The sequence below is a fragment of the Pseudomonas sp. Z1-29 genome, from assembly GCF_051131995.1.
Lineage (GTDB): Bacteria > Pseudomonadota > Gammaproteobacteria > Pseudomonadales > Pseudomonadaceae > Aquipseudomonas.
In genome coordinates, this window is record NZ_CP071645.1 from 2,434,005 (window position 1) to 2,448,668 (window position 14,664).

Annotated in this window: 14 protein-coding genes; 12 read left to right on the forward strand and 2 right to left on the reverse strand. The window is 61.3% G+C overall.

The genetic code is table 11. The annotated features are described in order from the left end of the window. Positions 1-28: 28 nt before the first annotated feature. The 9 genes from iolD to J3P84_RS11350 all read left to right on the forward strand — a co-directional run bounded on the left by iolD (position 29) and on the right by J3P84_RS11350 (position 10,836). The gene (gene iolD / locus J3P84_RS11310; protein ID WP_434630212.1) at positions 29-1,960 is read left to right on the forward strand and encodes a 3D-(3,5/4)-trihydroxycyclohexane-1,2-dione acylhydrolase (decyclizing); all 1,932 of its coding nucleotides are present in this window, start codon (positions 29-31) and stop codon (positions 1,958-1,960) included. Between the two features lie 29 nt (positions 1,961-1,989). Continuing rightward, the gene (locus tag J3P84_RS11315) at positions 1,990-3,000 is read left to right on the forward strand and encodes a Gfo/Idh/MocA family protein (protein ID WP_434630213.1); all 1,011 of its coding nucleotides are present in this window, start codon (positions 1,990-1,992) and stop codon (positions 2,998-3,000) included. 270 nt (positions 3,001-3,270) lie between these two features. After that, positions 3,271-4,323 (forward strand): Gfo/Idh/MocA family protein, encoded by a 1,053-nt coding sequence (locus J3P84_RS11320; protein ID WP_434630215.1) that lies wholly within the window; start codon positions 3,271-3,273, stop codon positions 4,321-4,323. 94 nt (positions 4,324-4,417) lie between these two features. After that, positions 4,418-4,618, forward strand: coding sequence for a hypothetical protein (locus tag J3P84_RS11325; protein WP_434631590.1), 201 nt, complete (start codon positions 4,418-4,420; stop codon positions 4,616-4,618). Between the two features lie 53 nt (positions 4,619-4,671). Next, positions 4,672-5,595 (forward strand): sugar ABC transporter substrate-binding protein, encoded by a 924-nt coding sequence (locus tag J3P84_RS11330; RefSeq protein WP_434630217.1) that lies wholly within the window; start codon positions 4,672-4,674, stop codon positions 5,593-5,595. A 73-nt stretch (positions 5,596-5,668) separates the two neighbouring features. After that, positions 5,669-7,222, forward strand: coding sequence for a sugar ABC transporter ATP-binding protein (locus J3P84_RS11335; RefSeq protein WP_434630219.1), 1,554 nt, complete (start codon positions 5,669-5,671; stop codon positions 7,220-7,222). Positions 7,223-7,257: 35 nt separating this feature from the next. Continuing rightward, entirely contained in the window at positions 7,258-8,280 is a 1,023-nt protein-coding gene (locus tag J3P84_RS11340; RefSeq protein ID WP_003180516.1) for an ABC transporter permease, read from the forward strand. Between the two features lie 370 nt (positions 8,281-8,650). Further along, the gene (locus tag J3P84_RS11345; RefSeq protein ID WP_434557518.1) at positions 8,651-9,055 is read left to right on the forward strand and encodes a TraR/DksA family transcriptional regulator; all 405 of its coding nucleotides are present in this window, start codon (positions 8,651-8,653) and stop codon (positions 9,053-9,055) included. 173 nt (positions 9,056-9,228) lie between these two features. Then, positions 9,229-10,836 carry a methyl-accepting chemotaxis protein gene (locus J3P84_RS11350; RefSeq protein ID WP_434630221.1) on the forward strand — a complete coding sequence of 536 codons (1,608 nt, stop codon included), beginning with the start codon at positions 9,229-9,231 and terminating at the stop codon, positions 10,834-10,836. A 147-nt stretch (positions 10,837-10,983) separates the two neighbouring features. Here J3P84_RS11350 and J3P84_RS11355 read toward each other — a convergent pair whose 3' ends face one another. Then, a complete protein-coding gene (locus J3P84_RS11355; protein ID WP_434630223.1) occupies positions 10,984-11,220 on the reverse strand; it encodes a DUF2789 family protein in 237 nt (78 codons plus the stop codon). 90 nt (positions 11,221-11,310) lie between these two features. Next, the gene (locus tag J3P84_RS11360; RefSeq protein ID WP_434630225.1) at positions 11,311-11,541 is read right to left on the reverse strand and encodes a hypothetical protein; all 231 of its coding nucleotides are present in this window, start codon (positions 11,539-11,541) and stop codon (positions 11,311-11,313) included. Between the two features lie 778 nt (positions 11,542-12,319). Here J3P84_RS11360 and J3P84_RS11365 point away from each other — a divergent pair. From J3P84_RS11365 to J3P84_RS11375, 3 genes are all read left to right on the forward strand, one after another. After that, positions 12,320-12,769 carry a hypothetical protein gene (locus J3P84_RS11365; protein WP_305500385.1) on the forward strand — a complete coding sequence of 150 codons (450 nt, stop codon included), beginning with the start codon at positions 12,320-12,322 and terminating at the stop codon, positions 12,767-12,769. Between the two features lie 188 nt (positions 12,770-12,957). Further along, entirely contained in the window at positions 12,958-13,974 is a 1,017-nt protein-coding gene (locus J3P84_RS11370; RefSeq protein WP_434630227.1) for an ABC transporter substrate-binding protein, read from the forward strand. A gap of 138 nt (positions 13,975-14,112) precedes the next feature. Beyond that, on the forward strand, positions 14,113-14,550 hold the full coding sequence (locus J3P84_RS11375; RefSeq protein WP_305500389.1) for a DUF3995 domain-containing protein: 438 nt from the start codon (positions 14,113-14,115) through the stop codon (positions 14,548-14,550). Positions 14,551-14,664: the final 114 nt, after the last annotated feature.

Consider the following 14,664-nt stretch of genomic DNA (forward strand, 5'->3'; position numbering starts at 1 on the left):
ACCGAGTTGCGTTTGAAAAGGTGCAAGCATGACCACAACACGACTGACCATGGCCCAGGCCCTGGTGAAATTCCTCGATAACCAGTACATCGAGGTCGATGGCGTCCAGAGCAAGTTCGTCGCCGGGGTGTTTACCATTTTCGGCCACGGCAACGTGCTGGGCCTCGGCCAGGCGCTGGAGCAGGACAGCGGCGACCTGGTGGTCCATCAGGGCCGCAACGAGCAGGGCATGGCCCATGCCGCCATCGGCTTTGCCAAGCAGCACCTGCGGCGCAGGATCTACGCCTGTAGCTCGTCGGTCGGCCCCGGTGCGGCGAACATGCTGACCGCCGCCGCCACCGCGACGGCCAACCGCATTCCGTTGCTGCTGTTGCCCGGCGATGTCTACGCCAGCCGCCAACCCGACCCGGTGCTGCAGCAGATCGAGCAGTTCCATGACCTGAGCATCAGCACCAACGATGCATTCAAGGCCGTGAGCAAGTATTGGGACCGGATCAACCGCCCCGAGCAACTGATGACCGCCGCGATCCATGCGATGCGCGTGCTCACCGACCCGGCCGAAACCGGCGCGGTGACGCTGGCGCTGCCCCAGGATGTACAGGCCGAGGCCTACGACTACCCGGATTATTTCCTGCAAAAACGTGTCCACCGCATCGACCGTCGCCCGGCCACCGAGGCGATGCTCGGCGATGCCTTGGCGCTGCTCAAGGGCAAGCGCCGGCCGTTGATCATCTGCGGTGGTGGCGTCAGGTATTCAGGGGCGAACGCCGCGTTGCAGGCCTTTGCCGAGCGTTTCGACATCCCCTTCGCCGAAACCCAGGCGGGCAAAAGCGCCGTGGTCTCCACTCATCCATTGAACGTCGGCGGCGTCGGCGAAACCGGTTGCCTGGCGGCGAACCTGCTGGCCAAGGAAGCGGACCTGATCATCGGCGTTGGCACCCGCTACAGCGATTTCACCACGGCGTCGAAATGGCTGTTCCAGCATCCCGAGGTGCAGTTTCTCAACCTCAACATCAGCCCGTGCGATGCCTTGAAGCTCGACGGTGTGCAACTGCTCGCCGATGCGCGTTCGGGGCTTGAGGCTTTGTCCGCCGCGATGGGCGCCTATCGCGCCGAATGGGGCGGGCAGATCGCCGATGCCAAGACGCAGTTGCAGGCGGAAGTGGACCGGGTCTACCAGGCCGATTTCCAGGCTGATGACTTCGTCCCCGAGATCAACGACCACATGGACCCGGCGGTGTTTCGCGAGTTCATCGAGCTCACCGGATCCTGCCTGACCCAGAGCCGCGTGCTCGGCACCCTCAACGAAACCCTGGCCGATGATGCCGTCATCGTCGCCGCCGCCGGCAGCCTGCCGGGTGATTTGCAGCGCAGCTGGCGCAGCAAGGGCGTGAACACCTATCACGTCGAATATGGCTATTCGTGCATGGGCTACGAGGTCAATGCCGCCCTGGGCGTGAAGCTCGCCGAGCCGGACAAAGAGGTCTACGCGCTGGTGGGCGATGGCTCCTACATGATGCTGCACTCCGAACTTGCCACCTCGATCCAGGAGCGCCGCAAGATCAATGTGGTGCTGCTGGACAACATGACGTTCGGATGCATCAACAACCTGCAGATGGAACACGGCATGGACAGCTTCGGCACCGAGTTCCGCTTTCGCAACCCCGAGACGGGCAAGCTCGACGGCGCCTTCGTGCCGGTGGATTTCGCCATGAGCGCGGCGGCCTACGGTTGCAAGACCTATAAGGTCAAGACACTGGAGGAACTGCACGCCGCGCTGGCCGACGCCCGACTCCAGACGGTCTCGACGCTGATCGACATCAAGGTCCTGCCCAAGACCATGATCCACAAGTACCTGTCGTGGTGGCGGGTCGGCGTGGCGCAAGTCTCTACCAGCGCCCGTACCGATGCCGTCGCCAAGACCCTCAACGAACGACTGGCCAAGGCCCGTCAATACTGATTGCCCCAACCCTACGAAAGGAGTTCCACATGTCTTTGAAGCTGGGCGTCATCGGCACCGGGGCCATCGGCCAGGACCATATCCGTCGTTGCAGCCAGACGTTGCTCAACAGCCAGGTCGTCGCGGTGACCGACATCAACCTGGTGCAAGCGGCGAAAGTGGTGGCCGACCTGAAGTTGACCGCCGAGGTCTATCCCGACGGCCATGCACTGGTCAAGGCGCCGGACGTCGAGGCGATCCTCGTCACGTCCTGGGGCCCGAGTCATGAAGAATTCGTGCTGGCGGCCATCGCCGCCGGCAAGCCGGTGTTCTGTGAGAAGCCGTTGGCCGTTACCGCCGAAGGTTGCCGCCGGATTGTCGAGGCCGAAGTGGCCCACGGCAAGCGCCTGGTACAGGTCGGGTTCATGCGCCCCTACGACGAAGGTTATCGGGCGCTCAAGGCGGTGATCGACAGCGGACAGATCGGCGAGCCGTTGATGCTGCACTGTGCCCACCGCAACCCCAGCGTGGGCGAAAACTACAAGACCGACATGGCCATCACCGACACCTTGATTCACGAGCTGGACGTGTTGCGCTGGCTGTTGGCCGACGATTACGTCTCGGTGCAGGTGGTGTTTCCACGCAAGACCAGCAAGGCCCTGGCGCACTTGCGCGATCCACAGATCGTCCTGCTGGAAACCGCCAAGGGCACGCGCATCGACGTCGAAGTGTTCGTCAATTGCCAATACGGCTACGACATCCAGTGCGAAGTGGTGGGGGAGACCGGCATCGCCAGGCTGCCAGAACCGTCCCAGGTGCAACTGCGCAGCGGCGCCAAGCTTTCCAATGCGATCCTGATGGACTGGAAAGATCGGTTCATCGGTGCTTACGACGTCGAACTGCAGGCCTTCATCGACGGCGTGCGCGCCGGCCAGGTGGGCGGCCCCTCGGCCTGGGATGGGTTCGCCGCGGCGGTGGCGGCGGACGCGTGTATCGAAGCGCAGCAGAGTGGGCAGATCGTCAAGGTCGAGCTGCCCGAACGGCCACGATTCTACGGCTGAGCACATGCCCTTTGGGCATGCAGTCAAACTGTGGGAGCGAGCCTGCTCGCGAAGGCGGTGTGTCAGGTCACACAATCCAGCTTGATCCGACGCTATCGCGAGCAAGCTCGCTCCCACGGTCGACTGTGTTATCCCAGGGGTACTCGGTCAAATTGTGGGAGCGAGCTTGCTCGCGATGGCGGTGGGGCAGGCGATATTAATGCTGGCGGGCCTGACGCTTTCGCGAGCAGGCTCGCTCCCACAGGAGTTGCATCTACATAAGGGGCTTTCATGCGAATCGGATTAGTAGGCTACGGCAAGGGCGGGCGTTTTTTCCATGCGCCGCTGATCAGCAGCCTGCCGGGGGCTACTTTCGTCGGCGTGGTAACCCGCTCCGCCGAGCGGCGCCAGCAATTGGCAAGCGAGCATCCACAGGCCCAAACGTTCGACAGCCTTGCGCAACTGGTGGCGGCCGGCGTCGATGCGGTGGTGGTGTCCACGCCACTGGAAGCGCGCCCGGCGCTGGTGCTGGAAGCCATCGAACTCGGCGTGGCGGTGGTCAGCGACAAGCCTTTCGCCCTTGACGCCGCCTTGGCCGAAACGATGGTGCTGGCCGCCGAACGGCGCAATGTGCCGTTGAGCGTGTACCAGAACCGGCGCTGGGATTCGGATTTCCTGACCGTGCGCAAGTTGCTCGGATCCCGCGCACTGGGCCAGGTGACTCGCTTTGAATCCAGCGTCGAACGTTACTCACCGTCCTCGGTGGGCAAGGGCAGCGGCGGCGGATTCCTGCGGGACCTGGGCAGCCATCTGGTGGACCAGGCACTGCAATTGTTTGGCCCGGTGCTGCGGGTTTACGCCGAGCTGGATTATCGACAGCCGGACCAGGCCTACGACAACGGCTTCTTCATGTCGCTGGCCCACGCCAATGGCGTCGTGTCGCACTTGCGCGGCAGTTGCCTGCAGGACGCGCCGCGCCCACGCTTTCGGGTCAGTGGCAGCGAAGGCTGCTATACCGTCGAAGGCCTCGATGGGCAGGAAGCCCAGGCGTTGGCGGGATTGAGCCCGGCCACCGCAGGCGAGCGCTGGGGCGCCGAGGAGCACCGGCGCTGGGGCTGGTTCGAACACGGTGCCGAGCGCGAGCGCGTGGCCTCGGAACGCGGTTGCTGGCTGGCGTTCTACCAGAGTCTCCAGGCCGCCTTGCAGGGCGACGGGCCGCTGCCGGTCGCCGCTCGCGACGCCTTGGCCACGACCCGTGTCCTGGACGCTGCAAGGCAAAGCGCGGAGCAGGGCAACGTGGTGTATTTATCCACGCCCGTTGGTCATGGAACAAAAAACGAATAAAATTCTAAAATCAGTTGATATGGAAAATATTTTCCAATAAAGTCGATTCCAGGTGACCGACAACCCTGTTCGCGTTTATCCAGGCCCGGCTTGAATGAACGACGAACTAAACAAAAACAAGAAACACAGCCAGGTACCGTCGATGAAAACCTTCAACCGCTCTGCGTTTCACCTGCCACTGCCCTTGCGCCTGTCCGCAATCCTTCCTTTTTTCGAATCCCTGTGCATCCAGCGCAAGGGCGCCTTGGTGTGCTGCATGCCCGGCGCACCGATCGTGCGTTTGCCGCGTTCCTGAAGTCCGTCACGCCTTATCCATAAGACCAACAAAAATGTGGAGAAAGACCGTTCATGAAGACCAAGACCCGTATTGCCTCGCTGGCCCTGTCGTTGATGTTCGCCAGCGGCGTTGCCCTGGCGGACCTGAAGATCGGCGTCAGCATGTCCCAGTTCGATGACACCTGGTTGACCTACCTGCGCGAATCCATGGACAAGAAAGCCAAGTCCCTGCCGGACGGCGTCACCCTGCAATTCGAAGATGCGCGCAGTGACGTGGTCAAGCAGCTCAGCCAGGTGGAAAGCTTCATCAGCCAGAAGGTCGACGCGCTCATCGTTAACCCCGTTGACACCGCCGCGACCCAGCGCATCACCAAGGCCGCGGTGGCCGCGGGCATCCCGCTGGTGTACGTCAACCGCCGCCCGGACGATCTGAAGTTGCCGGAAGGGGTGGTCACCGTGGCCTCCGATGACCTGGAAGCCGGGCGCATGCAGATGCAATACCTGGCCGACAAGATGGGCGGCAAGGGCGACATCGTGATCCTGCTGGGCGACCTGGCCAACAACTCCACCACCAACCGCACCAAGGGCGTCAAGGAAGTGCTGGCCAAGTACCCGGGCATCAAGATCGAACAGGAACAGACCGGCATCTGGTCGCGGGACAAGGGCATGACCCTGGTCAATGACTGGCTGACCCAGGGCCGCGAGTTCCAGGCTGTGGTGTCCAACAACGACGAGATGGCCATCGGCGCCGCCATGGCCCTCAAGCAAGCGGGCACCAAGAAGGGCAGTGTCCTGATAGCTGGAGTCGACGGTACGCCGGACGGCTTGAACGCCATCAAGAAAGGCGAGATGGCGGTCTCGGTGTTCCAGGACGCCAAGGGCCAGGCCGATGGCTCCATCGACACGGCGGTGAAAATGGCCAAGGGCGAGAAGATGCAATCCGTCGTGGTGCCCTATCGCTTGATCACGCCGGAGAACGTCGATCAGTTCAAGTGACGTCCCACCCGTTCCATCACAACAATAAACAGGCAAGGTCGCCGCGCCGATCTTGCCGAGGGAGTACCTGACCATGTTCGCATCAGCGACTGCTACGAGCGCCCCGGCGGCGACTTTCCAGCCGGGCGCATTACCTGACGAACCGTACCTGTTGGAAGTCGTCAACGTCAGCAAGGGTTTTCCCGGCGTGGTGGCCCTGTCCGACGTGCAACTGCGGGTGCGCCCCGGCTCGGTGCTGGCCTTGATGGGCGAAAACGGCGCAGGCAAATCCACGCTGATGAAAATCATCGCCGGCATCTACCAGCCGGATGCCGGTGAGCTGCGCCTGCGCGGCAAGCCGATCACGTTCGACACCCCGCTGGCGGCCTTGCAGGCCGGGATCGCGATGATCCACCAGGAACTGAACCTGATGCCGCACATGAGCATCGCCGAGAACATCTGGATCGGCCGTGAGCAGCTCAACGGCCTGCACATGATCGACCACGGTGAGATGCACCGCTGCACCGCGCGCTTGCTGGAGCGCCTGCGAATCAAGCTCGACCCCGAGGAGCAGGTGGGTAACCTGAGCATCGCCGAACGGCAGATGGTGGAGATCGCCAAGGCCGTTTCGTATGACTCGGACATCCTGATCATGGACGAACCGACCTCGGCCATCACCGAGACGGAAGTCGCGCATCTGTTTTCGATCATCGCCGACCTCAAGGCCCAGGGTAAGGGCATCATCTATATCACCCACAAGATGAATGAAGTGTTCGCCATCGCCGATGAGGTGGCGGTGTTCCGTGACGGTGCCTACATCGGTCTGCAACGGGCCGACAGCATGGACGGCGACAGCCTGATCTCGATGATGGTCGGGCGCGAGTTGAGCCAGTTGTTTCCCGAGCGGGACAAGCCCATCGGCGATCAGGTGCTGTCGGTACGCGACCTGAGCCTGGACGGTATATTCAAAGGCGTGTCGTTCGACCTGCATGCCGGCGAGATCCTTGGCATCGCCGGGTTGATGGGCTCGGGCCGGACCAATGTCGCCGAGGCGATCTTTGGCGTGACCCCGGCCACCGGCGGCGAGATCCTGCTGGACGGCGAGCCGGTGCGCATCACTGATCCGCACATGGCGATCGAGAAGGGCTTCGCCCTGTTGACCGAAGACCGCAAGCTCAGCGGCCTGTTTCCCTGCCTGTCGGTGCTGGAAAACATGGAGATGGCGGTGTTGCCCCATTACGTCGGCAACGGCTTCATCCAGCAAAAAGCCCTGCGCGCGCTGTGCGAAGAAATGTGCAAGAAACTGCGGGTCAAGACGCCGTCCCTCGAGCAGTGCATCGACACCTTGTCCGGCGGCAACCAGCAGAAAGCGTTGCTGGCCCGCTGGCTGATGACCAACCCGCGCATCCTGATCCTCGACGAGCCGACCCGCGGCATTGATGTTGGCGCCAAGGCGGAAATCTACCGACTCATTTCCTACCTCGCCAGCGAAGGCATGGCGGTCATCATGATTTCCTCGGAGCTGCCCGAAGTGCTCGGCATGAGCGACCGGGTCATGGTGATGCACGAAGGTGACCTGATGGGCACCCTCGACCGTAGCGAAGCGACCCAGGAACGAGTCATGCAACTGGCGTCGGGCCTGTCCTGATTGCCCGTCCGCCCAGATAACGAAGGTAAATGGCTATGAACGCGATACTGGAAAACAAACCCGCGGCCGCACCGGCCAGGACGCGTCGACGGTTGCCGACGGAACTGAGCATTTTCCTGGTGCTGATCGGCATCGGGCTGGTGTTCGAGATGTTCGGCTGGATCATGCGCGACCAGAGCTTCCTGATGAATTCGCAGCGCCTGGTGCTGATGATCCTGCAGGTGTCGATCATCGGCCTGCTGGCCATCGGCGTGACCCAGGTGATCATCACCACCGGCATCGACCTGTCATCCGGCTCGGTACTGGCGTTGTCGGCGATGATTGCCGCCAGCCTGGCCCAGACTTCGGATTTCGCCCGGGCGGTGTTTCCCTCGCTGACCGACTTGCCGGTGTGGATCCCGGTGGTGGCGGGGCTGGGGGTCGGTTTGCTGGCCGGCGCAATCAACGGCAGCATCATCGCCCTTACCGGCATCCCGCCGTTCATCGCCACCCTCGGCATGATGGTCTCGGCGCGAGGCCTGGCGCGGTACTACACTGAAGGCCAGCCGGTGAGCATGCTGTCTGATTCCTATACGGCCATCGGTCATGGCGCGATGCCGGTGATCATCTTCCTGGTGGTGGCGGTGATCTTTCACATTGCCTTGCGCTACACCAAGTACGGCAAATACACCTACGCCATCGGCGGCAACATGCAGGCGGCGCGGACCTCGGGCATCAACGTCAAGCGTCATCTGGTGATCGTCTACAGCATCGCCGGGCTGCTGGCGGGACTCGCCGGCGTGGTGGCTTCGGCGCGTGCGGCGACCGGGCAGGCGGGCATGGGCATGTCTTATGAACTGGACGCGATTGCCGCGGCGGTGATCGGCGGCACCAGCCTGGCCGGCGGGGTGGGGCGCATCACCGGGACGGTGATCGGCGCGCTGATCCTCGGGGTGATGGCCAGCGGCTTCACCTTTGTCGGTGTCGACGCCTATATCCAGGACATCATCAAGGGGCTGATCATCGTGGTCGCTGTGGTCATCGACCAATACCGCAACAAGCGCAAACTCAAGCGCTAGGTCACTGCCGATGCGACAAAGCGCCACGCCTGACCGCGTGGCGTTGCCATTTGTCTTCTAAATACAGCCATTGCAGCGAATTTCTTGTTATAAACGCACTCCGATGGCCGGTAGAAGCCTGTCGAGGCAGCATTTGAAGCGGTTGTCGGACATTTTCCCCATGTTTTCGGTTGCTGACACCCCAACTCGGCCTTAGACTGCCGCCCCTCGTAAATTGAGTGCCGGGTGGCGCTTGGAATAAACGGCGCCTTCCCGATGAGCGTGGCGGCTCAGGACGGGTACGAGAAGTCACGCAGGCGCCTTTCGTACCAAGTCCGGTGCGGGACGCTCCATAATTCGCCTTAATGCACGTTTTTTTATAGAGATATCAATGACAAAGGAAAAGTTGCTGGCCATGCCGGCGGATGACTACATGAATGCCGAGCAACTGGCTTACTTCACCAAGCTGTTGCAGAACATGAAGGTCGAAACCCACGAGCGCATCGAACAGAACCGAATCGCCATTGAGAGCCTGGACACCCCGGCCGACCCGGCGGACGCCGCTTCCGTGGAAGAAGAGCGCACCTGGCTGGTCAACGCCATCGATCGCGACCAACGCATGCTGCCGCAACTGGAGCAGGCCCTGGACCGCATCAACGACCAAAGCTTCGGCTGGTGCGACGACAGCGGCGAGCCGATCGGCCTCAAGCGCCTGCTGATCAGCCCGACCACCAAGTACTGTATCGAAGCCCAGGAACGTCACGAACAGATCGACAAGCACCAGCGTCAGGCCTGATTCCGTTCCAGAAAAAGATCGCAGCCTTCTTTCGGAGGCTGCGATCTTTTTGCTTTCGCCTGTTCGCCTATGCTCATTGAGCTGATGCAAAAAACACGACTAATGGACCATGGATAATGGCCTTGTAGTGGCGTTTAATGCGTGCATAACAATGAGAAATGTGGGTGACAAACATGGCGACAGACGGATCTCTGGCGGCGACAGCGTCGGCCTCGGTGCCCGCGGCGGGTGGCACGGCGCGCTGGGTTGCACCGACCTTGCAAAGCGTCGCGCTGGTTTTGCTGCTTTGCGGCATGACATTGGGCGGTTGGTCGTTGTATCTGGGCCTGCCGGTGGCGCTGCTCATCGTCTGGTTGCCACGTCTGCGCTCACGCCTGGCCAGTACTCCCGCGCCGGCGGCGAGCGACAGCCTGGCCGAGCTGACTCGCGATCTTTCCTACACCACCAGCCATAACGCTCTGTCGGCGGCGGGGGTGGCCTATTCGGTCAAGCAATTGGCCGGCAAGGTCCAGTCGCAGCTGGGCGCCGCGGCGCAGATCGTCAGCAATGCCGAGGCGATGATCGCGACCGAGCAGGCCACCTCGCAGCTCAGCCAGCAGGCGCTGGGCGCGGCCAGCGAGGCCCATCGCAGCAGTGTCGCCGGGCGCAGCGAACTGGTGGAATCCATCAGCCGCATGCATCAGCTCAGCCAGCGCGCCAATGACAGCCGTGAGTTGATCGAAGCACTGAGCGTGCGCAGCGACGAAATCCAGCGCGTGAGCCTGGTGATTCAATCGATCGCCAGCCAGACCAACCTGTTGGCGCTCAATGCCGCCATCGAAGCGGCCCGGGCCGGTGAGCATGGCCGCGGGTTCGCGGTGGTGGCCGACGAGGTTCGCGGCCTGGCCGGGCGCACCGCCGCGGCAACCGGCGAGGTCGGGGTGATGGTGGCGGACATCCAGCAGCGCACTGCGCAGGTGGTTGAACAGATCCGGCAACTGGCTGGCGACCTGGACAGCGGCGTGCAGCAAGTCGAGCACACCGGCCAACACCTGGAGAACATTGCCCGGCTCGCCGCGGGTGTCGAAACCCAGGTCAGCGCCATCGCCCAAGGCACCGATACCAACCGCGAGCAGCTCGACAGTCTGTTCCATGCCATCGAGCAGATGCGCAGCGACCTGGCGATCAGCGATCAACAGACCCAGCGCCTGGCCGAGGCGGCCGTACAGATGGAAGGCCAGGCCGAAACCATCAGCGAGCGTTTGGCCGAGGTGGGCCTCGATGATTACCACCAGCGGGTCTATGACCTGGCCCGCGAAGGCGCGAGCCGGATTGCCGCGCAGTTCGAAGCGGATATCGATCAGGGGCGTATCAGCCTCGAAGACCTGTTCGACCGCAACTACCAGCCCATCCCCAATACCCACCCGGCCAAGTTCCAGACCCGTTTTGACCGCTACACCGATCAGGTACTGCCGGCCATCCAGGAACCGCTACTCGCCCGGCATGAAGGCCTGGTGTTTGCGATTGCCTGTACCCAGCAAGGCTATGTGCCGACCCACAACAACGCCTTCTGCCAGCCGCTGACCGGCGATCCCCAGGTGGACACGCTGAGCAACCGCACCAAGCGCAAGTTTTCCGATCGAACCGGGATTCGCTGCGGCAGCCACCAGCAGCCGGTGTTGCTGCAAACCTATACGCGTGACACCGGGGAACTGATGCATGACCTGTCGGTGCCGATCATGCTCAAGGGGCGTCACTGGGGGGGATTGCGGTTGGGTTACAAACCCGAGAAGCCGCGCTGAGCCTCAACGCTACGGTGGGAAGAGCTCTTGTGGCGAGGGAGCTTGCTCCCGCTCGGCTGCGCAGCAGTCGCAAATCATGGGCCTGCTGCGCAGGCCAGCGGGAGCAAGCTCCCTCGCCACAAGAGCAGTTTGGCGGTGGTCTTGACGTTACTTGCCGTCGTGCAAGCGCACATTCAATTGATCCACCAGCACTGCTTCCTCACCGTCGGCGACTAGCCATTCGCGCAGCAGGTCTCTTTGCTGGTCCGACCAGAAAGGCGCATCGACCAATTTGGTGTTCGGATCCAGCGGGTGTGCCATGATGAAGTCGTCGATGGCACTGCCTTCCGAAGGCAGGCCCAATTGATCAAACAGGGTTTTGAGCTCGTGTGATGGTTGTTCCATGTTGCAGGACTCCTCTGGACTGCCGCCGTCATGGCGCCTCGGTTGCTTCCCTTATCTGAGGCCAGGCAGTCGTCAGGAGTTCGATCGATTTCAAGCTTTCAACGCACCTTCATCCACGGCGAGCTTCAATGCCTTTGCCGCATCCCTGGCGGCTTCGGCAGCAATCTCCGTAGTCTTGAACCAGCGATCCTTCTCCACCTGGTGGTAAGTGACAGCGTTGGAAGGTGATTTGGCGCGCATCACAATGACGGCCTGGAACTCGCCTTCGACCTCTCTGGCTTCGCCCCGGATGAAAAATTCGCCGATATCCAATTCCGTCACGTCGCGCCTTCCCTTCAAAGTCATTTTATTGTGCGCAGGCCGCCAATCGATGGCGGCCTGCGCTGGGCGGCCAGTATGGCAGCAGTTGCCGGTCGGCGGCTGAGTTAAGTCATGGACGGGGTGCGGATAAAACGCAAGCGTTCTGTTCGAGGCGCCTGGCCAGGTAGCAGGCTTCGTTATGATCGGCGCGGAAACCTCTTACGCGTCCAGTCGCCGTTTCTTCGATATGGAAAAAACACGTCCCGGCCAGCACGACTCGGTATCGCGGCAGGATCAAGGCCGTTGCGAGGTGGTTCTCGGCACCAGGGCGCTCATATGCTTGGGCAATACGCGAATCAAGGGGGCGGAGCAACGTTGGGGAAGTACCCATGGGAATTCCTTTTCATGGTTTACCGACGAATTGCCGGTTGTTTCGAGTAGTCTGCGCGCCATCGGCTGCTCTAGAATCGACGGCGCCGTGTGGACGGCTGTGCCTATCTAAAGCAATTTTTTTTGCCCTCGATGTCAGAAAAATGCTTTTTTAACTGAGAAATTTCCCTAAAGTTAGTAGTCCCACCTTTTCCGATGCGCAGAGTGGCGTTTTCCTTCAGCCTCTGACGATCGCGGGGAAAGGCAGCGAGAGTGGCAATCCATTAGTCTTCTCTCGCTCGGGTCTGGGCGCGTCGTTCAATTCGAATTCAACTACAGGTCATTGCGACCTTGCGGGTTCTCGTGGTCCGTCTTTCAGGGCGGGTCATTCAAAGATGGGGATGTTTCCTTGGCAGTAAGTAATCTCGACATGCACGCGTTATTTGTACTGGGTGACCTTCGGGCAAAGCTGGTCAAGCAATTCCAGTCACGTTTTGTCTACATCACCGAACAAACCGCCGAGGGCATCTATGTTGCCGAACTCGATACGGAATCGGCGCTGGTGGTTGATGACAAGCCTCGGCTTGAACTCAAGGTCGGTGATCATTTTCGCGCGGCGGTATTGCCAAGTCGCGAGGGTGGCAAGTTTGAAATCCGTTTTCGTGAAATCAAGTTGACGGTCTATGGCCTCGGTGACTATGCCTTCGTCACGACTGCCGATGGCCATGCGATTCTGTTCAAGGAAGGCCACAGCGTGTTGACCGTCTTCGCGGCCCACGAACAGTTGCAGGAAGGTTTGACCAAGACGCTGAAAGCGGTCACCGCCAAGGCCGCCAAATGGCGCAAGGGCGAACTCGTGACGTTCAAGGCCAGCGAATAGTCAGTCCGCGCCCATTGGGAAATGGCGCATGGGTCTGAATCTTTTTCGGCATCCTCATACCTTTGACAGTTTTTTAAAAGGCTGTTGCTGGAACCTTGGCTACAGTCAAATGACTGAACTATTCACAGGCTTGCGTTCGCTTCGCAACGCCGTTCGGTTATTGCTGTGTCCGGCATGAGGTATCAAGCATGAAACGAGTTCGACAGTGGCTGGCTGCGTGCGCCACCACCCTCGCTGTGTTGGTTTCGCCACTTCCGGCATCCGCTGCTGCTTCGGCGCCGATCCACTTTGCCGACCTGAACTGGGAAAGTGGCAGCCTGATCACCGACATCCTGCGGATCATCGTCGAAAAAGGCTACGGGTTATCGACCGACACGTTACCGGGCACCACCATTACCCTGGAAACCGCCCTGGCCAACAACGATATCCAGGTGATCGGTGAAGAGTGGGCGGGGCGCAGCCCGGTGTGGGTCAAGGCCGAGGCCGAGGGCAAGGTGGTTGCCCTGGGCGATACGGTCAAGGGCGCGACCGAAGGTTGGTGGGTGCCGGAATACGTCATCAAGGGCGACCCGGCCAAGGGGATCAAGCCGCTGGCGCCGGACCTGCGCAGCGTCGAGGACCTGGCGCGCTACAAACATGTGTTCAAGGATCCTGAAAGCCCCGACAAGGGGCGCTTCCTCAACAGCCCCATCGGCTGGACATCCGAAGTCGTCAACAAGCAGAAACTCAAGGCTTATGGTCTTTCCGACAGCTACGTGAATTTCCGCAGCGGTTCCGGGGCCGCGCTTGATGCGGAAATTACTTCTTCGATCCGCCGTGGCAAGCCGATCTTGTTTTACTACTGGTCGCCCACGCCGTTGCTGGGGCGTTTCAAACTGGTGCAACTGCAAGAACCACCATTTGATGCCGAGGCCTGGAAGACTCTGACCGACGCCGACAATCCGAATCCGAAACCGACTCGCTCCCTGGCCTCGAAGCTGTCGATCGGTGTGTCCGTGCCGTTCCAGAAGCAGCATCCGGACATCGCCGAGTTCTTCGGCAAGGTCGACCTGCCCATCGAGCCGCTGAACAAGGCCCTGGCCGACATGAGCGAGAAACGCACGCCGCCCCGCGAAGCCGCCGAGGCGTTCCTCAAGGCCCACCCACAGGTCTGGCAGGCCTGGTTGCCCAAGGACGTCGCCGACAAAGTCGCGGCGGGGCTGTAGAACTTTGTGATGCCAGCCTGTTGAACAGTTGATCCCGGGCAAATCGTCATTCGCTGGAACCTGGCAACCTGAGCCCGTCCAGCGAAATGTCAGATTCAAGCTAGGATGATTGTTCAACCTTTTTCAGGAGGCTGGCGAATGACGCTTTTATTGGCTCGGTCGCTGGTCGCAGTGTTTGCGACCATCAGCTTGTTTCATTTGTATTGGGCCCTGGGTGGGCGCTGGGCAGCCCTGGCGGTGGTACCGCAGGTTCCGGTGAAGCAGGGCGACACGCTGCGACCGGCGTTCAACCCGTCGGGATGGCTGACGCTGCTGGTGGCCCTTGCGCTGTTGATGATTGCGCTGCTGGTGTGCCTGCGGGTCGGGCTGATTTCGCCGCCCGTCACTCATCGCGCCTTGCAATGGCTGATCAGTGCGATTGCCTTGCTGATGTTCGCCCGGGCCATTGGCGAGTCGAACCTGGTGGGCTTCTTCAAGGAGGTCAAGGGCTCGACGTTTGCCCGGCTCGACACCTGGGTCTATTCGCCGTTGTGTGTCGTGCTGGGGGCGGGGTTGCTGACGGTGGCGTGGGCTTGAATACAACCACAACCCCGTGGCGAGGGAGCTTGCTCCCGCTGGGGTGCGCAGCAGCCCCAAAAAAGACTGAACACCAATCAGCCTGACTCACCGGGGTGATAGATCCAGGGGCTG